Origin of the sequence: Microbacterium sp. NPDC056057 (assembly GCF_042266945.1) — a bacterium.
GTDB classification, from domain to species: Bacteria; Actinomycetota; Actinomycetes; order Actinomycetales; family Microbacteriaceae; genus Microbacterium; species Microbacterium trichothecenolyticum_C.
In genome coordinates this window covers 108,968-130,908 of record NZ_JBHJWS010000004.1, presented here as the reverse complement: position 1 = coordinate 130,908, position 21,941 = coordinate 108,968, and the positions used below count along the sequence as shown (strand labels likewise).

Genomic DNA, 21,941 nt, shown 5'->3' with positions numbered 1-21,941 from the left:
TGTCAGGTGAGCCGGATCTGGCGGTTGACGTCCTTGTACAGCAGGTACCGGAAGGGCTCGGGGCCGCCCGCGTAGCAGGCCTGGGGGCAGAAGGCCCTGAGCAGCATGTAATCGCCGGCCTCGCACTCGACCCAGTCGTCGTTGAGCCGGTACACCGCCTTGCCCTGCAGGACGTAGAGGCCGTGCTCCATGACGTGGGTCTCGGCGAACGGGATCGTCCCGCCGGGCTGGAACGTGACGATGTTGACGTGCATGTCGTGCGAAAGGTCGTCGGGGTCGACGAAGCGGGTCGTCGCCCATGCGCCGTCGGTGTCGGGCATCGCGCGCGGTTCGACGTCCTGGTCGCGCGTCACGAACGACGCCGGCACCGGCACGTCATCGACCGGCTCGTAGGCCTTGCGGATCCAGTGGAAGGTCGCCGGTTCCTCACCCTCGTTGGCCAGTGACCACGCCGCACCCGGCGCGACGAATACGTAGCCGCCCGGGTCGAGCACGTGCCGCTCCCCCTCGAGGGCGAGCGTGAGCGCGCCTGCGGTGACGAACACGACGCCCTCGACGCCGCTCTCGGGCTCGGGTCTCTCGGCTCCCCCGCCGGGTGCGATCTCGACGATCAGCTGGGCGAAGGTCGTCGCCGAACCCGCGACGGGCCGCGCCAGGATCCACGACCGCGTGTCTGTGAAACCCGGCAGGTTGCTCGTGACGATGTCGCGCAGCACGCCTTTCGGGATGAACGTGTACGCGGGCTTCACCACGGCGCGATCGGTGAGGAGCGCGGTCTGCGGCGGCAGGCCGCCCTGCGGCGTGTAGTAGCTCATGCGTGCCCCTCGGTCGCGGTGTGCGGCGGATGCGCGAGCGCGGCGAGGGCGGCGAGATCGAGGCCCGCGGCATCCGCCACCTCTTGCACGGTGATGACCCCGCATGCGACGCCGCGGGACACGAACGACGCGAGCGCGCGGGCGGTCGCGGGTTCGTCGAGGATCCCACCCTCGACCCGGTCGACGTAGGCGCGCAGGCGTGCGACGGCCGGCGCGAAGCCCTCCCGGTAGAAGTGGGCGTTGGCCACGAACCGCGGGACGAGCTGCGCGGGGTGCAGGTCCCAGCCCTGGAAGAAGCCCCGCTCCAGCGAACGGCGGGTGAGGCGTGCGCTCAGACGCCACGCCGCGCGCACCGCGTCCGCGTCGCCCACCGGGAGGATGTTCGTCGACCCGTCCGACAGTCGTACCCCTGTCTGCGCCGCGGCGACCTGCATCACGTTCTTGGCATGGTCGGCCGCCGGGTGATCCATCGATTGGTACGCCGGGGCGATGCCGAGGGCGGCGCTGTAGTCGTACGTGCCGTAGTGCAGCCCGCTCACCCGGCCTTCTGCCGCGTGGATGGCCGCGGCCAGCGGCGAGGTCCCGTCCGCGGCGAGCACGATCTGCGGGGTCTCGATCTGCATCTCGAACCGCAGGCGTCCGGCCGCGAGCCCGTGGTGCTGCTCGAGGCGGTCGCAGATCCGCGCCATCGCCTCGACCTGCGCGACGGTGGTCACCTTCGGCAGCGTCAGCCGGAGGCCGTTCGGCAGATCGCCGGCTGCGAGCAGCGTCGCCAGGAACAGATCGAGAGAACGGATGCCTCGTCCCCGCGTGGCCCGTTCGAGGCCCTTGATGCGGATCCCGAAGAAGGGCGGCGCCTCGCCGCCGGAGTACGCATCGCGCAGCAGCTCCGCGGCGCGTCGGACGTCGGCGTCCTCGGTCTCGTCGCCCCGGTCGCCGTAGCCGTCTTCGAGGTCGAGGCGCAGGTCCTCGATGGGCTCGGACGCGAGCTTCGCCGTAACGAGCGTCGCGACCTCGGCGGCGAACTCCTCCGGCACTCCCACGTCGAGGGCGACAGCCTCCATGCCGCCGTGAGCATCGACGGCATCGCGCGCCGCGGCGCCCCACTCCCGAGGCAGTTCCGGCGCGTACCGATCGGCGGCGACGTAGACGGTGTGCACGGGCTGGCGCGTGTCGTCGTCGCCGGGGTAGCCGTCCGCGAGGAGCCGGTCGGTGGCCGCGAGGAGCCGATCGATGCCGAGGAGATCCTCAGGTGTCAGCGCGGTCGCCGCACGATCGGGCGGTCGTGCACCGTCGTCGGCGCGCGACGGGAGGGTGCGGTGCGGCTGCGACCCCTTCGGCACGGTCTCAGCATGCCACCCCGCGGTGCGACGCGGGGTGAGGTGACCACGTGCGCGGCGTCAGCGGCCGCGTCGCGGCATCCGTCTCCACGGCACGGCGGCCACGACCACCGACAGGATCGCCAGCGTCGACATGAGGAGGGAGGCCGCGACCGTCGGCGCGGCCTCCGTCGGCCAGAGGGCGTCGATGAGGACCGAGGTGACGACCTGCCCCACGACGGTGCCGAGGCCGAGCAGCAGGACGCCGGTGTACGGCACCAGAGCCGCCGCGAGGAAGATGTAGGTCACGCCGATCACCCCGCCGAAGTACAGCCACGGATCGGACGGAAACGAGGTCGGGGGTCCCGCGATCGCGGTGTGGATCAGCTCGGCCACCCCGAGCACCGCCGTGCCGCCGATGAAGTTGACGAGAGTCGCCGTCAGCGGGGTGCCGACGCGCTGGCGCAGCCGGCCGTTGACTGCCGACTGCCACGCGATCCCCGCTCCGACGAGGAACGGCAGAACCAGGAGCACCAACGGCGCGTGCACGCCTCCGGCGAGCGACACCGCCGCGGCGAGCACCGCGAGAGCGCCCCCGACGAGGCGCGCCGGGGTCACCGCGACGACACCGGCCGGCCCGACGCCGGCGCGGTCCAGCAGCAGCCCGCTCACCGTCTGCCCGGCGACGACCCCCACCGTGAACAGGGCCACACCGATGATGCCGACCGCGAGCGACTGCGTGGCGACCGAGAGCGCGCCGGCGACGCCGCCGCACAGCATCCAGATCGGGATCCTGCGCTCGCGCAGCCCCGTCACCAACGCGCCGAATCCGCGGCGTCCCTGCGGCAGTGCGGCCGACAGCACCACGAGGACGATCAGCCCCGAGCCGAACGAGATCACGGCGGCGGCGAACCCGTCGCCGATGCGGACGCCGAGCTGGCCGTTGATGCGCGCCTGCACGGCGGTGAGGATGCCGATGAGTGCGGCGCCGCCCAGACCGATCCATGCGGGCAGGCGGCGTGCGGTCACCCGATCCATCCTCTCCTGCCCGCGCGACGGGAGCCGGCCACGGGCGCGGACCCACGGCGACGAGTCACCGGAAACTGGAGCCGACTACGGGACTTGAACCCGTAACCCCCGTATTACAAGTACGGTGCGCTACCAATTGCGCCAAGTCGGCAGAGCGCCCAGTCTAGCGGCGCCCGCGCGAGGACCCGATCAGGGAGCGGTCGGCGTCGGGGTCGGGGTCGGCGTCGCCTTGTAGTACGCGTCGCTCGCGATCGTCAGCACGAACTGCGCGAACTCCTTGGGGTCGTCCAGCTTGCCCACGTACTGCGTGCCGTTGACCAGCACCATCGGGGTGCCGGTGAGGGCCACACCGTCCGTGCCGGGGAGCTCCTTCAGCGCCTGCTCGGTCGCCGCTTTCGCCCACGACGCGTAGGACTGGTCCTCGATGCATGCGCGGACGACCTTGCCGCCGTCGAGCCCGGTCGCCTGCGCGAGCGTCGCGAGCTCGTCGTCGCTGAGGCCGTCGGAGTCGACCTCCGGCTGCTGGCGCAGCAGGGCGTCGTTGAACGCGAAGAAGTAGTCGGGCGAGTGCTGGGCGACGCAGGCCGCGGCGCCGGCGGCGCGCAGCGAGTACTTCGTGCCGTTCGACTTCGCGGTGAGCATGGCCACCGGATAGTAGGTCAGAGTGGCGGCGCCGTCATCGATCCACTGCGAGAGCTGCTTCATGTTCGCGAGCTGGAACTCTCGCGAACCCGTCGAGAGGTAATCGACGTAGACGCGGATATCGACCGCGGGTGCATCCGTAGGGGTCGAGGTGGGAGTCGGCTCGGTCTCGGGAGTCGTGCTCGCCTCGCCCTCGACGAGGCCGCCGGCGCTGGAGTCGTCGGCGACGCCCGCTCCGGTGACGTCGGTGACGACGAACCCGCCGTCGACGCCACTGGCCGGGCTCATGGTCGGCTTCGATGCGCTCGACGAGACCGTCCACGTCACCACGACGGCGATGACGGCCACGAACGCGAGGGCGACGGCGACGAGGGACGTCCGTCGGATCAGACGTGCTCGCGACTGGCGCGCCTTCACCTGCTGCGCCTTCTCGCGCACGGCGTCGCGGCGCTCGCTGGGCGCGGCGTTCTGTGACTCGTCGCTCGACATGGAACCTCTCGGGGCGGAAGGGGGGCGGCGAACCGGCTTGACCATGGATTCGCACTGGCCAGGCGGGAAAGCGGCCGTCCACGATGCTAGTCAGCCACCCTGGGAAATGCCCAGACGCAAGCTCCGCGCGCGCCGTGTCATACTGTTCCTTGCGCCCGATGGCGGGCGTGCGGGTAAGCCCCCGCTCATTCCTCACTACGGATCGTCCGGCACGTACCTGCCGGTGAAGGAGAAGAGAACATGGCGTCCGTCACGTTTGACAACGCAACTCGTCTGTACCCCGGGGGCACTCGCCCCGCTGTGGACAAGCTCAACCTCGAGGTCGCCGATGGCGAGTTCCTGGTTCTCGTCGGCCCGTCGGGCTGTGGCAAGTCCACGTCGCTGCGCATGCTGGCCGGCCTCGAAGAGGTCAACTCGGGCCGCATCCTGATCGGCGACCGTGACGTCACTGACGTCCCCCCGAAGGACCGCGACATCGCCATGGTCTTCCAGAACTACGCGCTGTACCCGCACATGACGGTCGCCGAGAACATGGGCTTCGCGCTCAAGATCGCCGGCGTCGGCAAGGAGGAGCGCGCCGCTCGCGTGCTCGAGGCAGCGAAGCTCCTCGACCTCGAGGAGTACCTGACCCGCAAGCCGAAGGCCCTCTCGGGTGGTCAGCGTCAGCGCGTCGCCATGGGCCGCGCGATCGTCCGCCAGCCCCAGGTGTTCCTCATGGACGAGCCGCTGTCGAACCTCGACGCCAAGCTCCGCGTCCAGACCCGTACGCAGATCGCGTCGCTGCAGCGCCGCCTCGGCGTCACCACGGTCTACGTGACGCACGACCAGACCGAGGCGCTCACCATGGGTGACCGCATCGCGGTGCTCAAGGACGGCCTCCTCCAGCAGGTCGGCACCCCGCGCGACCTGTACGAGAAGCCGAACAACGTGTTCGTCGCCGGCTTCATCGGCTCGCCCGCCATGAACCTGTTCCCGGCGCACATCGCCGAGGGCGGCGTGCAGTTCGGTGACAGCGTCGTGGGCGTCGAGGCCGACACGCTGGGCAAGGCGCACGGCACCGAGGTCACCATCGGTGTGCGTCCCGAGGACATCCAGGTCTCCCCCGCGGACGGCAAGGGCCTCACGGTCACCGTCGACCTCGTCGAGGAGCTCGGCGCCGACGGCTACCTCTACGGTCACGCCGACGTCGCGGGCAAGCGCACCGACATCGTCGCGCGCGTCGACGGCCGCCGTCACCCGATCGCGGGCGACAAGGTCACGCTGGCTCCGGTCCCCGGACACGTCCACGTGTTCGACATCGAGTCGGGCGAGCGCCTCACCGACAAGGCGATCGCCGCGGCGTAACCGCTGATTCGTTCGCGACGGCGCGGGTGGGAGCTTCTTCCCCCCGCGCCGTCGCACTTTTCCAGGAGGGTATGTGCCTGACGCCCTGAGCATCACCGCCTCGAGCGTCGATCCGGGGCTGCTGACGCTGCCGTGGTCGACCCCGCTCGGAGAGTGGCCGTCGAGCCACATCGTGTTCCTGCCCAAGGGCATCTCGCGCCACCTGGTGCGGTTCGCCAACCTCTCGGGCCGGGTGGTCGCCATCAAGGAGACGACCCAGGCCATGGCGCAGCGCGAGTACGACATGCTCGGCAACCTCGCCCGCCTGGACGTGCCGTGCGTGGAGCGCGTCGCCGTGATCGCCGGGAGGACGGATGCCGCGGGCGAGCCGCTCCCCGCGGCTCTGGTGACCGCGCACCTCAAGTTCTCGCTCCCCTACCGCGCCCTGTTCACGCAGGTGCTGCGCCCCGACACCGCGACGCGCCTGGTCGACGCGCTCGCGCTGCTGCTGGTCCGCCTGCACAACGTCGGCTTCTTCTGGGGCGACGTGTCGCTGTCGAACACGCTGTTCCGCCGCGACGCGGGCGCGTTCGCCGCGTACCTGGTCGATGCCGAGACCGGCGAGCTGCACGAGAGCGGCCTGACCCCGGGCCAGCGCGCACACGACCTCGACGTCGCGCGCACGAACATCGCGGGCGAGATCATGGATCTCGAGGCCGGTGGGCGCCTCGAGGGCGGCGTCGACGCCATCGCGATCGCCGACGGCATCGTGTCGGCCTACCACGCGCTGTGGGCGGCGCTCACGGACGAGGAGACGTTCCGCGCCGACGAGGCGTACCGGCTCACGGAGCGCGTCCAGCGGCTCAACGACCTCGGGTTCGACATCGGCGAGATGTCGATCCAGACGACGGCCGACGGCACCCGCGTGTCGATCCAGCCCAAGGTCGTCGACTCCGGCCACCACCAGCGGCGTCTGCTGCGCCTGACCGGCCTCGACGTCGAGGAGAACCAGGCCCGGCGCCTGCTCAACGACCTCGACGAGTTCCGCGTGCGCATCTCACGCCTCGGCGACGACGAGGAGATGGTGGCCCACGAGTGGCTCACCCGGGTGTTCGAGCCTGTCGTCAAGGCGATCCCCTGGGACCTGCGCTCGAAGCTCGAGCCCGCCGAGGTGTTCCACCAGCTGCTCGAGCACCGCTGGTACCTGTCCCAGGCCAAGGGCAAGTCGGTGCCGCTCGCCGAGGCCCTGACGAGCTACATCGACAACGTGCTGCGCCACCGCCGCGACGAGGCGACCCTTATGGGCCCGCCCACCGAGACCGTGTCGCTGTCTATCATCACGTCATCCAACCCCGTGATCGACGACGACGAGGACGACATCGACTGGCGCGACCTGGTCTGAGCCTGTCTCTCTTCGCCCGGACAGCGAAAGGGTGCATCTCCGCCGGCGGAGATGCACCCTTTCGCGATTCCAGCTGTCAGTACCCGACGGTGAACCGCTTGCGGGGGTGCTGCGGGTGCTCGATCTCGTCGACGATCGCGACGGCGAGATCCTCGCCCGAGATGTACGACTCGCCCTCGGCATCGGTGACGATGACGTCGCCGCCGGTGCGGTACTCGCCGGTCCGCTCCCCCGGGTTGTACGCGCCGAAGCCGCCCGCCGGGTGGATGTAGAACCAGTCCAGCGACTCGGGCCCTTCCTTGAGGTCGTCGAGGATGCCGATCGCCTCGAGTGCCTCCGCCTTGTAGTCCTCGGAGAACGACGGAAGGTCGACGACCCGCTCGCCGCCCTCGGTGACGAGGCTGCCACCGGCGCCGCCGATGACGCCGAGGCGGACGCCCTCGGGCAGGAGCGAGGCGAGCGCCGCGATGTTCGGCCGCACCAGGCCCTGCATCTCGCCGCGCGGCGCGACCGCGGACACGACCACGTCCACGCCCTCGATCTGCGCGAGGAGATCGGGGACGTCGGTCAACGACCCCTCGACGTAGATCGCCCCGGCGTGGCGCTCCGCGGGGATGCGGCGCGCGATCGAGAGGACGCTGTGGCCCCGGCTCACCGCCTCGGCGACGATGTGACGGCCGGCGTATCCCGAGCCTCCGATGACGGCGATGCGTGCCATGTGCTGCCTTTCGACGAGTGGTGCGCCGGCCTTCGCCGGCTCTGCAGAGGGGAACGTGCGCCACGCGGGGTTCTTCCCGCGCGCGTCACACGCGGACTCAGGCGGGAGTGGAGCCCCGGAGCGTCGAGACCTGGTACAGCGCGACGGATGCCGCGATCCCGGCGTTGAGCGACTCGGTGCTCGACGAGATCGGGATCGACACGATCTGGTCGCACGTCTCGGTCACCAGGCGCGAGAGACCCTTGCCCTCGGAGCCGACGACGATCACGACGGGACGGTCCGCAAGCTCGAGCGCCGGGAGCGAGACGTCGCCGCCGCCGTCGAGGCCGAGCACGAACACGCCCTGCTTCTTGAAGTCCTTGAGCATCGCCGTGAGGTTCGAGGCGAGCGCCACGGGGACGCGCGCGGCCGCACCGGCGCTCGTCTTCCACGCGGCCGAGTTGACGCTGGCCGAGCGGCGCTGCGGGACGATGACCGCCTGCCCGCCGAAGGCCGCGGTCGAGCGGAGGATCGCGCCGAGGTTGCGCGGGTCGGTGATGCCGTCGAGCGCGACGAACAGCGGCGTCTGGCCCTCATCGATCACCTTCTCGAGCAGGTCCTGCGGGTGCGCGTATTCGTACGGCGGCACCTTGAGCGCGACGCCCTGGTGCACGCCGTCGAAGCCTGCCATGCGGTCGAGCTCGGGGCGCGTGACCTCGAGCACCGGGATGTCGCGGTGCGTGGCGATCGCGAGCATCTCCTTGACGCGATCGTCCATCTCGACGCGCTGCGCGATGTAGAACGCGGTGGCGGGGATCTTCGCGCGCAGCGCCTCGAGCACGGAGTTGCGGCCGGTCACCGTCTCGGTGTCGTCGTCCTTCTTCGCGGGACGCGACGACCGGGGCGCCTGCTGCCCCGGCTTGCCCTTGCCGCCTGCCGCCGCGTACCGGTCAGCGGCCGCCTTGCGCTTGCCGGCCGGGTGCCACGCGCGGTCCTCCGCCTTAGGGGTCGGCCCGCGGCCCTCGAGGGACCGTTTGTTCTTGCCCCCCGAGCCCTTGGTGGGACCCTTGCCGCCCTTGCTTGCGCCGGGGCGCCCTGGCTTTGCCATCAGTTCTCCTTCGTGCGGGCCGCGGCCCGTCAGTTGCTCTCCGCCGGGCGAGGAGCGTCGGCGACACTCCAGTGCGTCCCGTCGGGACCGTCTTCGAGGGCGATGCCGGCCGCCGCGATCGCGTCGCGGATGCGGTCGGCCGCCGCCCAGTCCTTCTCAGCGCGCGCGGCGGCGCGCTGCGTGATCATCGTCTGCACCAGCGCGTCGAGAGCGGATGCCTCGGCCGAGGCATCCGTCGACCGCCACTGCGGATCGAGGGGGTCGATGCCGAGCACGCCCGCCATCACGGCGACGTCGGCGAACGCGCTGAGCGCCGCGTCGCGGTCACCCGCATCGAGCGCGGTGTTGCCGTCGCGCACGGTCTCGTGCAGCACGGCGAGCGCCTGGGGCACCCCGAGGTCGTCATCGAGGGCCGCCGCGAACGCGGCCGGGACGCCGGCATTCACCCGCACGTCCTCCGTTCCCCGCAGTGTGCGCAGCGCGCGCTCGAGGAAGGTGCGGATGCGCTCGAGCGCCGCCTCGGCCTCGTCGAACGTCGAGGTCGTGATGTCCAGGCTCGACCGGTAATGCGCCGCCGCGAGCGCGTATCGCACCACGAGCGGGTCGCGCTCGCGCAGCAGGTCCTCGGCGAGGACGAAGTTGAACAGCGACTTCGACATCTTCTGCGCGCCGACCGTCACAAGACCGTTGTGCACCCAGTACCGCGCGAAGCCGTCGCCGGCCCCCGTGGACTGGGCGAGTTCGTTCTCGTGGTGGGGGAAACGCAGGTCGAGCCCGCCGCCGTGGATGTCGAACTCGGAGCCGAGGTAGCGGCGCGCCATCGCGGAGCACTCGATGTGCCAGCCCGGGCGCCCGGGTCCCCAGGGCGAGGCCCAGGTCGCCGATGCCGGTTCGTCGGCCTTGGCGCCCTTCCAGAGGGCGAAGTCGCGCGGGTCGCGCTTCCCGCGCGGATCGGCGTCGGCTGCCGGCTCCATCGCGTCGATCGACTGGTTGGTGAGCGACCCGTAGTCCGCCCACGACCGGACATCGAAGTAGACGTCGCCCGCAGCATCCGTGTCCGCCGCCGCGGCGTAGGCGTGACCCGCCTCGATGAGGCGCTGGATGAGCTCTTGCATCTGCGGGATCGATGCCGTCGCGCGGGGCTCGTAGGTCGGCGGGAGGATGCCGATCGCGGTGTACGCGCGGGTGAACTCGAGCTCCATGCGGTACGCGAGCGCCCACCACGGCTCGCCGTCCGACGCGTTCGCGAGCACCTTGTCGTCGATGTCGGTGACGTTGCGGACGAAGGTGACGCGGCCGTGCCGGTGGGTCAGCCAGCGGCGCAGGATGTCGAAGCTCAGCGCGCCGCGCATATGCCCGATGTGGGGCCCGGACTGCACCGTCGGACCGCAGACGTAGATCGTGACGTTTCCGGGGTCGAGGGGCACGAAATCGCGCAGGGTCTGCGCCTTGGTGTCGTACAACTGAACCGTCACCGCACCAGCCTACCGGCGGGTACCCCGCCGACCCTGAGTGAGCCTGTAGAACTAGATGGTGCATGTGCTCGCCGTCCTCGCCGCCGCGCTCCTGTTCGGCACGACCGGCACGTCGCAGGCGCTCGGCCCCGCCGGCACCACTCCCCTGTCGATCGGTGTCATGCGCATGGTGATCGGCGGCACCGGACTCGCGATCATCGCGTTCTCGCTCGCCGCGCGGCACTCCCGACGCCTGCCGGCGGGTGCGGTGCGTCCGCGCTGGGGCGCCCGGCCCGTGCTGCTCATGGTGCTGACGGGCGCGTGCCTCGCTCTGTACCAGCCCCTGTTCTTCCTCGGCACGGCCCGCAACGGCGTCGCGGTGGGAACGGTCGTCGCCCTCGGTTCGGCCCCGATCCTCGCCGGGCTCCTGGAATGGGCGCTGACGCGACGGATGCCGACTCCCACGTGGATGGGCGCGACGGCGCTCGCGACGATCGGCGTCGTGCTGCTCGGCTTCGGTGGCGAGGCGGGAACGGCCGGCGGCACGGATCCCCTGGGACTGATCGGCTCCATCGGCGCGGGCGCCTCGTTCGCGGTCATCGCCAACGCGCAGCGGCGCCTGCTCGACGACGGCTGGGATCCTTTCACCGTCGTCGGGGCCATGGGCGCCAGCTCGGCGATCATCTGCGCCTTCGCGCTCCCCTTCGTCGATCTCTCGTGGCTCGGCACGACGTCAGGCGTGGTGATGGCCCTGTGGCTGGGCCTCGCGACCATCTCCATCGCGTACGTGCTGTTCACGTGGGGTCTGAGCGGCCTCACTGCGGCCACCGCCGCGACGCTCACGCTGGGCGAGCCCCTGACGGCGAGCGTGCTCGGGATCGTCGTGCTCGGCGAGCGGCTGTCGGCACTCGCGATCGTGGGGCTCGTGGTGCTCGCCGCCGGGCTCGCCCTCCTCGCGTGGGGATCCCGGTCGCCACGCGACCCCGCTCCCTACGCCGTCGAGGCCTGAGACGGCAGACGGCGGGAAACACGGCCGAAACCGGCGCGTGGCACACTGGGCGCGTCATGCAGCGCACCATCGAGATCCGAACCGACGACCTGAGCGGCGAAGCCACCCGGCGCCTCATCGCCCTGCACCTGGCGGGGATGCACGACACGTCTCCCCCCGAGAGCGTGCATGCACTCGGCATCGAAGCGCTGCGGCATCCGTCCCTCTCGGTCTGGACGGCGTGGATCGACGGCGAGCTCGCGGGCGTCGGGGCTCTGAAGGCGCTCGATGCCGACCGCGGCGAGATCAAGTCGATGCGCGCGGACGATCGGTTCCGCGGCACCGGCGTCGGCCGCGCGCTGCTGCGTCACATCGTCGAGGACGCCCGACGGCGCGGCATGTCGAGTCTGTGGCTCGAGACGGGGACCACCGAGGACTTCGCCCCCGCGCAGCGCCTCTACGAGAGCGAGGGCTTCGTGGTCTGCGGTCCCTTCGAGGACTACGCGCTCGACCCGTTCTCGGTGTTCATGACGCGCACGCTCTGACGCCCCGACGGGCGCGGGTGGTCAGGCCGGGATGACGAGGGCGACGGCGAAGGCGGAGACACCCTCGCCCTGCCCGGTGAACCCGAGGCCGTCGGTCGTCGTCGCAGAGACCGACACCGGCGCGCCGCCGAGTGCGGCCGACAGGGCCCGCTCGGCCTCGGCGCGGCGGGCGGAGAACCGCGGGCGGTTCGCCTGCACCTGTACCGAGACGTTGCCGACGCGCCAGCCCGCTTCCCCGAGCAGCGCGACGGTGCGCGTCAGGAACGCGCCCGCGTGCGCGCCGGCGTACTCGGGATGATCGGTGCCGAAGTGCGTGCCGATGTCGCCGAGGCCCGCGGCCGCCAGCAGGGCGTCGACGATCGCGTGCGCGACGGCGTCGCCGTCCGAGTGCCCTGACAGCGGCGCCTCACCCGGCCACTCGAGCCCTGCAAGCCACAGCGTCCCCTCACCGCCGAATGCGTGCACATCCGTGCCGACACCGACGCGCGGAAGCACCGGAACCCCGCCGAGGTGTGCCGCGGCGTGCGGTGCGGGCTCGGCGATCAGGTGGCGTGCGCGATCGAGGTCCGCCGCGGTGGTGATCTTGAAGGCGAGCGGATGCCCCGGCACGGCCGCGACGGCATGCCCGGCCTCGGCGACCAGGGCGGCGTCGTCGGTGAAGTCCGTCGTGGCGGCGTCATATGCCGCGTCGAGCACGTCTCGCCGGAAGCCCTGCGGCGTCTGCGCCGCAGCGAGCTCGGCGCGGTCGACCGCGGCGACGATCTCGTCACCGGCGACGCGCTTGATCGTGTCGATCACCGGGAGCACGGGGATCGCGCCGACCGCGCCGCCGTCGATCGCCGCGATGACGCGCTCGAAGACCTCGGCAGGGGTGAGGGCGCGTGCCGCGTCGTGGACCAGCACGACCTCGACGTCGGCCCACAGGGCCGCGAGGCCGGCCGCCACGGAGGCCTGGCGGGTGTCGCCGCCCGCGACGACGGACATCAGCTCTCGACGGTCCCCCGCGGTAGCCAGCGCCTCGCTCAGCGCGTCGCCCTCGCGCCCGGCGGGGGCGACGATCACGACCTGAGCGAGCGGTGCGGCGAAGACGCCCTCGAGGGCGTGACGCAGGATGCTGCTCCCGTCGATGCCGACGAACGCTTTCGGCGCTCCGGCGCCCAATCGGGTGCCGGAGCCGGCGGCCACCACGATGACGCCGACGCGGGGCACGGGAGTGATGCTCACCCGTTCACGCTATCGCGATCGACGGGCGGGGCTGCGCGCGTCCGGTCCCGCCGGGATCGGGTGCGCACAGCAGAACGGCGCCCCATCGGGGCGCCGTTCCAGGAGTCTCAGCTCGCGAGGACCTCGTCGAGAAGAACGCTCGCCTTCTCTTCGTCGGTCTTCTCCGCGAGGGCCAGCTCGGAGATCAGAATCTGCTTCGCCTTGGCGAGCATGCGCTTCTCTCCGGCCGACAGGCCGCGGTCCTGATCGCGGCGCCACAGGTCGCGCACGACCTCGCTGACCTTGATGACGTCACCGGAGGCGAGCTTCTCGAGGTTCGCCTTGTAGCGGCGCGACCAGTTGGTCGGCTCCTCCGTGAAGGGAGCGCGCAGCACCTCGAAGACCTTGTCGAGGCCCTCCTTGCCGATGACGTCTCGGACGCCGACCAGGTCGACGTTCTCTGCGGGGACTTCGATGATGAGATCACCCTGCGTGACGTTGAGCTTCAGGTACTTCTTCGTCTCGCCCTTGATGATCCGGTCTTTGACCTCGATGATCGTAGCCGCCCCGTGGTGGGGGTAGACGACCGTCTCGCCAACCTCAAAAAGCATGGAGTTATGTCCTTTCGGCAACCTCCAGGATACCACAGGCGAAATACGCTAAGGTTCTCCGCCCTCCGGCCGGGCGGTGCTCCGCGCGGTCCGTCGCGAGCCCCTAGAATGCTGGAGAACCGTCATCCGTCTTATGGAGGATCCGTGAACCGCCGCCTCATCGCGTCGCTGGCCATCGGGGGCGCACTCGTCCTCACGACGACCGGCTGCAGCATGATCTCGCCGCAGGCGACCACGCTCCCGTATTCCGCGGCGGAGGGGACGAACGTCCACGAGGCCGGCCCCGTCGAGGTGCGCAACGCCCAGATCGTCGCCAATGAGGACGGGTCCGAGGGCAACTTCGTCGCCGCGCTGATCAACCAGACCGAGGACTCGCATACCCTCAACATCGAGTTCGGCGAGGGCGGTCCGAAGCTCACCGTGCGGGTGCCCGCGAACACGACCGTGAGCCTCGGCTCCGACGAGGACGAGCCGCTCCTCGTCGAGGACCTCGACGCCCTCCCCGGCACCGATGTCACCACGTTCTTCCAGTCCGGCGACTCGGAGGGCGCGCTCGCCTCGGTGCCCGTGCTGGACGGCTCTCTCAGCTACCTCGCGCCCCTCGCTCCCTGAGCGACGCTCGCGCAGACACGAGAAGAGGGCGCCCCATCGAGGGGCGCCCTCTTCTCGTCTGCGGCGGCTCAGCCCTCGAAGCGGTAGCCGAGTCCGCGCACGGTCACCAGCATCTCCGGCGAGCCGGGGTTCTTCTCGATGCGGGAGCGGATCCGCTTGATGTGCACGTCGAGGGTCTTCGTGTCGCCGAAGTAGTCGCTCCCCCACACGCGGTCGATGAGCTGGCCGCGCGTGAGCACGCGGCCCGCGTTGCGCATGAGCACCTCGAGCAGCTCGAATTCCTTGAGCGGCATGTTGACCTCGCCGCCCTCGACGGCGACGGTGTGACGGTCGATGTCGAGCACGACGCGACCGCCTTCCAGCACGCGGTCCTCGAGGTCGGCGTCGATCTGCGAGAACCGTCGCAGGACGGCGCGCATACGGGCGAGCAGCTCGCGAGCGGAGTACGGCTTCGTGACGTAGTCGTCGGCGCCGAGCTCGAGGCCCACCACGATGTCGACCTCGGAGTCCTTGGCGGTCAGCATGATGATCGGCACGGCCGAATTGACACGGATCTGGCGGCACACCTCGGTGCCCGGCATTCCGGGCAGCATGAGGTCGAGCAGCACGATGTCGGCGCCGCGTTCGCGGAACGCGGTCAGCGCGGTCGGGCCGTCTTCGGCGATCTCGACCTCGTGGCCCTCGCGGCGAAGGAGGTAGGCGAGCGGGTCGGCGAGGTCTGGCTCGTCCTCGACGATCAGGACGCGGGTCATGCGGGGTCTCCATTCGCGACGGATGCAGGGTTCTGACCGCCGGCAGGACCGACGGGAGTCTTGGGCGCAGCGGACGTGGCCGCGCGTGCTGGTGCCGCGGGCTTGGCCGCGCGGGCGGAAGCGGCCGGCTTCGCCACGGGCGCGGCCGGAGCCTTCTTCGCGACCGGCGCGCTGGTCGCGGCAGCGTCAGCCGCGGCCGGGACGGCGGCAGGCGCCACCTCGGCGGCGACAGACACAGCCTCAGCGGCGGTCACGTCAGCGGCGGGCCGCTTCTTCTTGCGCCCGCGCTTGGGCACCGGTTCGAGGTCGGGCGCGTCGATCTGGGGCAGGCGGATCGTGAACGTGGATCCGCGGCCCGGGCGCGACCACAGGCGCACCTCGCCGCCGTGCCGCTGCACCGCGTGCTTGACGATGGAGAGGCCGAGCCCGCTGCCGCCGGTGCGGCGGGCGCGCGCGGGGTCTGACCGATAGAAGCGCTCGAAGACGCGGTCCTGCTCGCCCTCGGCGATGCCGATGCCGCGGTCCGTCACGGCGATCTCGACGACGCGGTCGACGGCCTTGATCCCGACGCCGACGCTCGAGCCGCGCGGAGAGTACGCGATGGCGTTCGCGATCAGATTGCCGACGGCTTCGCTCAGCACCTGTGCATCGCCATGCACGTAGAGGCCGCGCGCACCGCCGCGCATCACCTCGACGCCGGCGGAGTCCGCCTGTATCGCGTGCGCGTCGAGGGCCGACGCCACGACCTCGTCGATCGAGACGTCCTGCTGCGGGAGCTCGTCCGCAGCCTGCAGCCGGGACAGGTTCATGATGCGCGAGGTCAGCAGCGCGAGCCGGTTGGCCTCCGCCTGCAGCCGCGTCGCGAAGATCCGCACCTGCGGCGGATCATCGGCGGCCGACTCGATCGCCTCGGCGAGCAGGCTCACCGCGCCGACGGGTGTCTTGAGCTCGTGGCTCGTGTTCGCCACGAAGTCGCGCCGCATCTCCTCGACGCGTTCGCGCTCCGAGATGTCGCGCAGCACGAGGAGGGTGAGCCGGGGCGAGATGCGCGACGCGCGCACGGCCACGAGGCGGGGCTCGGCCGGCGGGGCGCCACGGCGCAGCCGCATCGTCTCGGTCGCGCTCGCCTCGGTGACGTCGGCGTCGGTGGTCCGCACGCGGCGCGCCAGGGTCCGCAGCTCGTCGGTGGGGAGCGTGCCGCCTTCGAGCAGCTCGAACGCCGTGGCCGGAGAGGAGGCCGCCAGCACGGTGAACGACGCGTCCACCACGACGGCGGCATCATCCATGCCGTGGAGGACGCCGCGCACGCCGTCGGGGATCTCGATCGAACCCTCGGCCTGCGCGCGGTCACGCGCCCGCATCGACGCGACGACGACGGCGGAGATCGAACCGCCGATGATGATCCCCGCGAGGAGGGCGAGCAGCGCGAGCTGCGTCGTATCCATGCCTCAAGCGTAGGGGCACGTCGCGCGGGACAATGGACCGTGACGGGGACCCGGGCTCCCGCGCCCGGTACTGTTCACCACGGGGGCACCGTCCGTTAACCTTCCCTGACGACAATCGGCCGGGGCGCGGGCGAAAGCTCCCCCATCCATGAAAGGTGCGTCGGAATGCGCGAAGTCTTCCACCAGTCCCTCGAGGACGTGCAGGGGCGTCTCGTCGAGATCGCCGAGCTCGTCACGATCGCCATCGACAAGGCGACGCGGGCGTTCGGAACGAGCGACGTCGCGCTCGCGGAGGAGGTCATCGAGGCCGACGCGGTCATCGACGAGAAGGCCGTCGAGCTCGACGAGCTCGCCATCGAGATCCTCGCCCGCCAGCAGCCGGTCGCCCGCGATCTGCGCATCGTCGTCAGCGCGCTGCGCATGAGCGCGTCGCTCGAGCGCATGGGCGACATCGCCGAGCACATCGCCCAGCTCACCCGCATGCGGTTCCCGGAGCGGGCCATCCCCAAGGGCCTCAAGTCCACGTTCCTCAAGATGGGCGAACTCGACGTGGAGGCGGCGCGCCAGCTCACCGAGTTGCTGCGCACGCAGGACGGCGACCTCATCGACGAGATCCGCAACGCCGACGATAAGCTCGACGAGCTGCACGTCTCGGTGTTCGAGAAGGTGCTCAGCGACAGCTGGCAGGGCGATCCGTCCGCCACCGTCGATGCCACGCTCGCCAGCCGCTACCACGAGCGCTTCGGCGACCACGCGGTCTCCGTCGCGAAGAAGGTCGCGTACCTGTCGACCGGGGACTGGACGTCGAGCACCGACACGATCGACGTCGTCGCCCCGTCTCTCTGAAGCCCGTCACGCGGCCTGCAGCTGGGGGGCTGCCGCTGCGAAGGCGAAGAAAAGGAAGAGCGGATGCCTCGTGGGGAGGCATCCGCTCTTCCGTCGGTTCTGGGATCAGGCCTTGCCCTGGTTCGCGACCGCGGCGGCGCCGGCGGCGGCGGCCTCGGGGTCGAGGTACTCACCCGGACCGAGGGGCTCGAGGTTCTCGTCGAGGCGGTACACCAGCGGGATGCCCGTCGGGATGTTGAGCTCTGAGATGTCGGCGTCGCTGATGCCGTCGAGGTGCTTCACGAGTCCGCGCAGGGAGTTGCCGTGCGCCGTCACGAGCACCGTCTTGCCGGCCTTGAGGTCGGGAACGATGTCGCTGTGCCAGTAGGGCAGCATGCGGTCGATGACGATCTTGAGCGACTCGGTGTCGGGCACCTCGCCGTCGATGCCGACGTAGCGCGGGTCGCCGACCTGGCTGTACTGGTCGTCGGCGGGAAGCGGCGGCGGCGGCACGTCGAACGAGCGGCGCCAGAGCATGAACTGCTCGTCGCCGAACTCCTCGAGGGTCTGCGCCTTGTCCTTGCCCTGCAGAGCGCCGTAGTGGCGCTCGTTGAGGCGCCACGAGCGCTTGACGGGGATCCACAGGCGGTCCGCCGCGTCGAGGGCGATGTCGGCGGTCTGGATGGCGCGGCTGAGCACGGAGGTGTGCAGCACGTCGGGAAGGATGCCGGACTCGGCGAGCAGCTCGCCGCCGCGCTGGGCTTCGGCCTTGCCCTGGTCGGTGAGGCGGACGTCGACCCAGCCCGTGAACTGGTTGGTCTTGTTCCACTCGCTCTGGCCGTGTCGGAGGAGGATCAGCGTGTAGGGCGCGGTCATGCGCCCCATGATATCCGCGCCGGGTGCCGCCCCCGGATGCTGTGACGGGCGAGGCTGGCATCATGGAGGCATGGCGCGGGGACCGGTCGGGCAGATCACGCGCGGCACCACCGGCACCAACCGGCTGCGACGCGTGGACCGCTGGATCGCTCGGCATCCCGCGCTGCGCCGCGCCGCCGATCCGCTCGTGGTCGACCTGGGCTACGGCGCGAGCGGCGTGACGGCGCTGGAGCTGCACGCGCGCCTGGTCCGCGCACGGCCGGACGTCGAGGTGCTCGGCCTCGAGATCGATCCCGCGCGCGTCGCGCGGGCGCGGGCCCAACTGGAGCAGGTCCGCGCGGGCGGCACGTCGTTCGCCCCCGACGCACATGTGTCCTTCGCGCGCGGCGGCTTCGAGGTGCCCGTCGCCGGCGGGCGCCGCCCGGCGGTCGTGAGGGCGTTCAACGTGCTGCGGCAGTACGACGAGTCGGAGGTCGCGGGCGCGTGGGCGACGATGTGCGCGCGCCTCGCGCCGGACGGACTCCTCGTCGAGGGCACGTGCGACGAGATCGGCCGCATCGCGACCTGGGTCGCGCTCGGCCCCGACGCCCTGCCGCGCACGCTCACGGTGTCGCTGCGGCTGGCCGGGCTGCAGCATCCGTCCATCGCCGCGGAGCGGCTCCCGAAGGCCCTCATCCACCGCAACGTCCCCGGCGAGCCCGTGCACGCGTTCCTCGCGGCCCTCGACGCGGAGTGGGAGCGGGCGGCGAGCATGTCGCCCTTCGGCCCGGTGCATCGCTGGCGCACGGCGCTGTCGGCGCTGGTCGACGGAGGCTGGCCGGTCTTCGAGCGGTCGCGGTGGCGCCTCGGCGAGGTCACCGTGCCGTGGGATGCCGTGGCCCCGCGCTGAGCCGCGGCGCGTGGTGGGTCACACGCGGGGCAGCACCGCCCGCGCCTCGGCGGACGGCATGCCGGTCGCGGTGAGGAGGTCGACCGCGAACGGCCGCATCGCGGTGATGAGGTTCTGCTCGCCCTGCGAACCGCCGGGGAGGATCTGCGTCGGATCGAGGCGTACGGCGACCGCGCGCACCGCCTCACGTGCGGCCGGCTGCAGCGAGATGTCGTCGAGGCTCTCCCCCACCAGCTCCGCCGCGCGCATGAGCTCGGCGAGCACCTCGGCGGGCACTGGACGGCGCTGGCCATCGTCGCAGAGGTACACCGCGCGCCGGGCGACGACCCGGAGGTTGCGGGTGGCGAAGTCCATCGCCTGCAGCACCGCGTGGTGCCGGCGCAGCTCCGCCCGCTGCGGGCGCAGCCACGGCGAGAACCCGGCGACGGCGAGGCCGGAATCCAGTGAGGCGCGCCACTCGTCGATGCGCGGGGCGATCGCCCGCGCCTTCTCGAGGCCACGTGCGGCCCGGAGCGCATCGCCCCGACGCAGCGCCTGCACGATGGTGCGCGCCGCGGCGTCGGCGGCCGCGAAGACCGCGTGCCCGTCGCGCGCCTCCTCCCTGCGGGGATTGCGCGGGATGAGCGCGGTCACGGCCAGGGCGGCGACGCCGCCCACCGCGCCGTCGATGAGCCGGGAGAACGGCTCCGTCGCCGGCAGGGACATGACGATGCACGCCTGGACGCCCGCCATGATGGCGAACGGCGGATAGGGCGAGAGGAACCGCGCGACCAGCAACGTCACCCCGAGAGCGAGCGCGAGCTGCCACCAGCCGGGTCCGACGACCACGACGAAGCCCTCGGCGACGAGGATGCCGACGAGCATCCCGACCACCGTCTCGAGCACGCGCCGCGGGCGGGCGTCGCGCACGAGGCCGAGGCTGGTGATGGTGACCGTCGCGGCGAGCAGCGGCGCCGGATGCCCGACCACGAAGTGTGCGAAGGCCCACGCCGCGGTCGCGGCGACCGTGATCTGCACGATGGCGAGAGCCGACCCGCGCACGCGCGACAGCTGCGGGCGCACATCGAGCCGGGCACGCCAGCCCGTGGGGACGACCTGGGTGATCGCGGCGGTCTCGCCGTCGCCGCTCACCGCCGGGTCCCCTACTGGGCCGCCGCGCGGCGCGACAGCCGCGTGATCCGAGGCACGTTCGCCGTGGCGCCGGCGTCCGGCGGAACGACGACCTCCTGCGCCGCGGCGACCGGGCCGTCGGCGGTGTCCACCGTCAGCGGGGCGTCGACGGGCGTGGTGCGGCGCACGACCGCGAGCGCGATCGGCCCTTCCTCGTAGTGCAGCGCCGCCGACGTCACGATGCCGACGGCGTCGTCTCCGCGCCGCACGGCCGCGCCGTGCTCGGGCAGCACACTGCCGGACCCGTCCAGCTGCAGCGCGACGAGGCGCCGCGGCGGGTGTCCGAGGTTGTGCACCTTGGCGATGGTCTCCTGCCCGCGGTAGCAGCCCTTGTCGAGGTGCACCGCGGTGCGCAGCCAGTCCAGCTCGTGCGGCAGGGCGCGCTCGTCGACGTCCGTCGTCCACCGCGGTCGCCATGCGGCGACGCGCAGCGCATCGACCGCGGTCAGGCCTGCGAGCTCCAGCTCGCCTCGGGCCGCGGCATCCGCGATCCGCGTCTCCTCGTCGCGTGTCACGATCGCCTCGGCCCAATCGCGATCGGCGCCGGGGTGCGGCTCGACCGGCGCGTAGGCGTGACCGCCCGGCGTGACCGACGGCCACGGGTCGCGCCACACGAGCGGCACTCCCGCGGGCGCCGCCGGAGAGATGCGCTCGAGCGCGGCGGCCGTGCCGCCGATCACGGCGTACTCGTCGTCGGCGATGCGCGGGTCGACACGCAGACGGAACCGCATCTTGCGGAGCCAGTCGTACAGTCCCTCGACATCGGCGCGATCGGCGATGAGCCAGGTGGTCTCGCCGTCATCGACGACGGATGCCGCGTGCTCGACGTGTCCTTGTGGGTCGAGGATCAGCAGCTCCGTGCCCACGCCGGGGTCGAGTCGGGTCAGCGCCTGCGACGACAGCGAGTCGAGCCAGGTCAGGCGGTCCTCACCGGGGACGGCGATGACGGCGCGGTCGGCGCGGGGCGCGAGCGCGGCTCCGGCGGCGAGCCGGCGCTGCTCGAGGAGCGGGTTGCCGACGTGCTGCAGCCCGGTGTCGTCGACGACGGCGCCGGGAACAGCGGCGAACGAGGCCGCCATCACTCGGCCCGCGCGAGTCGTGCCGACGCGTGGGCGCCGAGCTCGAAGCCGAGGGCCGCGATGTCCCACGCCCACAGCAGGTGGCCGTCGACGAGCCCGTACATGCGGGTGGCGGCCGCATACGACTTCGCGCCGGCGGGCCGCACGACGGCGTCGGTCGCGATGTCGATGCGAGGACCCTTGATCTGGCCGAGGTAGAGCTCGCTCACGCCGTCGGCGTGCACGAGGGCCGCCTCGAGGTCGAAGCCGCCGTCGGCGTTGCGCAGCTGCTCGATGTCGTCGGCGGTGCGGACGACCGGCGCGGCGAGCGCGGGAAGCAGGCCGGGTCCGGCGTCGGCGTCGCTCGCGGTGAGCGCGAGGCGCCAGTAGCCGAGCTCTGCCACGAGGCGCGTGCGCTTCTCGGGGTCTTGCGCGTCATGCAGCCACGCGTCGGCCGAGTAGTTCAGGTAGTCGCCGCCGTCATGGCTGAAGCTCACGCGGTGGGTGAACTCGCCGGCGTAGGCGTGGTCCCCGTAGTCGATGACTCCGGTGCCCTCCCACACTCCGATGAGCCACGACAGCGGGACGAGCTCGGCCGGAAGGTCGGTCGGGATGTCGAGCACGACCGGACCCGTCAGCGCTGGCCGCGGTAGAGGTTCTTGACGACGACGGCGGAGACGAAGACGATC

21 protein-coding genes, 1 tRNA gene and 1 pseudogene are annotated in these 21,941 nt (G+C 71.6%); 7 read left to right on the top strand and 16 right to left on the bottom strand.

All coding sequences use genetic code 11. The annotated features are described in order from the left end of the window. Positions 1-2: 2 nt before the first annotated feature. The 5 genes from ACFC1K_RS16970 to ACFC1K_RS16950 form a co-directional block, all read right to left on the bottom strand. On the bottom strand, positions 3-815 hold the full coding sequence (locus ACFC1K_RS16970) for a bifunctional allantoicase/(S)-ureidoglycine aminohydrolase (RefSeq protein ID WP_375872499.1): 813 nt from the start codon (positions 813-815) through the stop codon (positions 3-5). After that, on the bottom strand, positions 812-2,074 hold the full coding sequence (locus ACFC1K_RS16965; protein ID WP_375872751.1) for a DUF6986 family protein: 1,263 nt from the start codon (positions 2,072-2,074) through the stop codon (positions 812-814). Before ACFC1K_RS16965 ends, ACFC1K_RS16970 begins: the two co-directional genes overlap by 4 nt. 141 nt (positions 2,075-2,215) lie before the next feature. Next, positions 2,216-3,172 carry a DMT family transporter gene (locus ACFC1K_RS16960; RefSeq protein ID WP_310292557.1) on the bottom strand — a complete coding sequence of 319 codons (957 nt, stop codon included), beginning with the start codon at positions 3,170-3,172 and terminating at the stop codon, positions 2,216-2,218. A 66-nt stretch (positions 3,173-3,238) separates the two neighbouring features. After that, positions 3,239-3,314 (bottom strand) — tRNA-Thr (locus tag ACFC1K_RS16955). Between the two features lie 38 nt (positions 3,315-3,352). Continuing rightward, positions 3,353-4,294, bottom strand: coding sequence for a thioredoxin domain-containing protein (locus ACFC1K_RS16950; protein ID WP_310292556.1), 942 nt, complete (start codon positions 4,292-4,294; stop codon positions 3,353-3,355). Positions 4,295-4,534: 240 nt separating this feature from the next. On the opposite strand from ACFC1K_RS16950, the gene ACFC1K_RS16945 reads away from it, so the two are divergent. Both ACFC1K_RS16945 and ACFC1K_RS16940 read left to right on the top strand, forming a co-directional pair. Continuing rightward, entirely contained in the window at positions 4,535-5,638 is a 1,104-nt protein-coding gene (locus tag ACFC1K_RS16945) for a sn-glycerol-3-phosphate ABC transporter ATP-binding protein UgpC (RefSeq protein WP_310292554.1), read from the top strand. Between the two features lie 73 nt (positions 5,639-5,711). Continuing rightward, entirely contained in the window at positions 5,712-7,019 is a 1,308-nt protein-coding gene (locus ACFC1K_RS16940) for a DUF4032 domain-containing protein (RefSeq protein ID WP_375872498.1), read from the top strand. Positions 7,020-7,095: 76 nt separating this feature from the next. Here ACFC1K_RS16940 and ACFC1K_RS16935 read toward each other — a convergent pair whose 3' ends face one another. The 3 genes from ACFC1K_RS16935 to cysS all read right to left on the bottom strand — a co-directional run bounded on the left by ACFC1K_RS16935 (position 7,096) and on the right by cysS (position 10,299). Further along, the gene (locus tag ACFC1K_RS16935; RefSeq protein WP_310292550.1) at positions 7,096-7,737 is read right to left on the bottom strand and encodes an NAD(P)H-binding protein; all 642 of its coding nucleotides are present in this window, start codon (positions 7,735-7,737) and stop codon (positions 7,096-7,098) included. 97 nt (positions 7,738-7,834) lie between these two features. Further along, on the bottom strand, positions 7,835-8,824 hold the full coding sequence (gene rlmB / locus ACFC1K_RS16930; RefSeq protein ID WP_375872497.1) for a 23S rRNA (guanosine(2251)-2'-O)-methyltransferase RlmB: 990 nt from the start codon (positions 8,822-8,824) through the stop codon (positions 7,835-7,837). Positions 8,825-8,853: 29 nt separating this feature from the next. Continuing rightward, on the bottom strand, positions 8,854-10,299 hold the full coding sequence (gene cysS, locus ACFC1K_RS16925) for a cysteine--tRNA ligase (protein WP_375872496.1): 1,446 nt from the start codon (positions 10,297-10,299) through the stop codon (positions 8,854-8,856). A gap of 55 nt (positions 10,300-10,354) precedes the next feature. On the opposite strand from cysS, the gene ACFC1K_RS16920 reads away from it, so the two are divergent. Together ACFC1K_RS16920 and ACFC1K_RS16915 are read left to right on the top strand one after the other, a co-directional pair. After that, positions 10,355-11,287, top strand: coding sequence for a DMT family transporter (locus tag ACFC1K_RS16920; protein WP_375872495.1), 933 nt, complete (start codon positions 10,355-10,357; stop codon positions 11,285-11,287). Positions 11,288-11,343: 56 nt separating this feature from the next. Beyond that, on the top strand, positions 11,344-11,811 hold the full coding sequence (locus ACFC1K_RS16915) for a GNAT family N-acetyltransferase (protein ID WP_375872494.1): 468 nt from the start codon (positions 11,344-11,346) through the stop codon (positions 11,809-11,811). Between the two features lie 21 nt (positions 11,812-11,832). Here the strand turns inward: ACFC1K_RS16915 and ispD are convergent, their stop codons facing one another. Beyond that, positions 11,833-13,035 carry a 2-C-methyl-D-erythritol 4-phosphate cytidylyltransferase gene (gene ispD, locus ACFC1K_RS16910; RefSeq protein ID WP_375872493.1) on the bottom strand — a complete coding sequence of 401 codons (1,203 nt, stop codon included), beginning with the start codon at positions 13,033-13,035 and terminating at the stop codon, positions 11,833-11,835. A 107-nt stretch (positions 13,036-13,142) separates the two neighbouring features. Continuing rightward, a complete protein-coding gene (locus ACFC1K_RS16905) occupies positions 13,143-13,625 on the bottom strand; it encodes a CarD family transcriptional regulator (protein WP_045298114.1) in 483 nt (160 codons plus the stop codon). 144 nt (positions 13,626-13,769) lie between these two features. Here ACFC1K_RS16905 and ACFC1K_RS16900 point away from each other — a divergent pair, with 144 nt between their 5' ends. Next, positions 13,770-14,237 carry a DNA modification methylase gene (locus ACFC1K_RS16900; protein ID WP_310292537.1) on the top strand — a complete coding sequence of 156 codons (468 nt, stop codon included), beginning with the start codon at positions 13,770-13,772 and terminating at the stop codon, positions 14,235-14,237. 68 nt (positions 14,238-14,305) lie between these two features. On the opposite strand, the gene ACFC1K_RS16895 is transcribed toward ACFC1K_RS16900, so the two are convergent. Both ACFC1K_RS16895 and ACFC1K_RS16890 read right to left on the bottom strand, forming a co-directional pair. Beyond that, positions 14,306-14,989 carry a response regulator gene (locus ACFC1K_RS16895; RefSeq protein WP_375872492.1) on the bottom strand — a complete coding sequence of 228 codons (684 nt, stop codon included), beginning with the start codon at positions 14,987-14,989 and terminating at the stop codon, positions 14,306-14,308. 245 nt (positions 14,990-15,234) lie between these two features. Beyond that, positions 15,235-16,434: pseudogene (locus ACFC1K_RS16890) on the bottom strand (sensor histidine kinase); the annotation flags it as partial. 165 nt (positions 16,435-16,599) lie between these two features. Between ACFC1K_RS16890 and phoU the strand changes: the two are divergent. After that, positions 16,600-17,280 carry a phosphate signaling complex protein PhoU gene (gene phoU, locus ACFC1K_RS16885; protein WP_045298109.1) on the top strand — a complete coding sequence of 227 codons (681 nt, stop codon included), beginning with the start codon at positions 16,600-16,602 and terminating at the stop codon, positions 17,278-17,280. Between the two features lie 105 nt (positions 17,281-17,385). Here phoU and ACFC1K_RS16880 read toward each other — a convergent pair whose 3' ends face one another. Then, a complete protein-coding gene (locus ACFC1K_RS16880) occupies positions 17,386-18,135 on the bottom strand; it encodes a phosphoglyceromutase (protein WP_310292532.1) in 750 nt (249 codons plus the stop codon). A 70-nt stretch (positions 18,136-18,205) separates the two neighbouring features. Here ACFC1K_RS16880 and ACFC1K_RS16875 point away from each other — a divergent pair, with 70 nt between their 5' ends. Beyond that, on the top strand, positions 18,206-19,024 hold the full coding sequence (locus ACFC1K_RS16875) for a class I SAM-dependent methyltransferase (RefSeq protein WP_375872491.1): 819 nt from the start codon (positions 18,206-18,208) through the stop codon (positions 19,022-19,024). 18 nt (positions 19,025-19,042) lie between these two features. Here ACFC1K_RS16875 and ACFC1K_RS16870 read toward each other — a convergent pair whose 3' ends face one another. Genes ACFC1K_RS16870 through ACFC1K_RS16860 form a run of 3 tightly spaced genes read right to left on the bottom strand, consistent with a single transcriptional unit; the run spans position 19,043 to position 21,875 of the window. Next, the gene (locus ACFC1K_RS16870) at positions 19,043-20,155 is read right to left on the bottom strand and encodes an aromatic acid exporter family protein (RefSeq protein ID WP_375872490.1); all 1,113 of its coding nucleotides are present in this window, start codon (positions 20,153-20,155) and stop codon (positions 19,043-19,045) included. Between the two features lie 11 nt (positions 20,156-20,166). Continuing rightward, on the bottom strand, positions 20,167-21,273 hold the full coding sequence (locus ACFC1K_RS16865; protein WP_310292526.1) for a glycine cleavage T C-terminal barrel domain-containing protein: 1,107 nt from the start codon (positions 21,271-21,273) through the stop codon (positions 20,167-20,169). Continuing rightward, the gene (locus ACFC1K_RS16860) at positions 21,273-21,875 is read right to left on the bottom strand and encodes an FABP family protein (protein ID WP_375872489.1); all 603 of its coding nucleotides are present in this window, start codon (positions 21,873-21,875) and stop codon (positions 21,273-21,275) included. The genes ACFC1K_RS16865 and ACFC1K_RS16860 overlap by 1 nt, the downstream gene beginning before the upstream one ends. Positions 21,876-21,941: the final 66 nt, after the last annotated feature.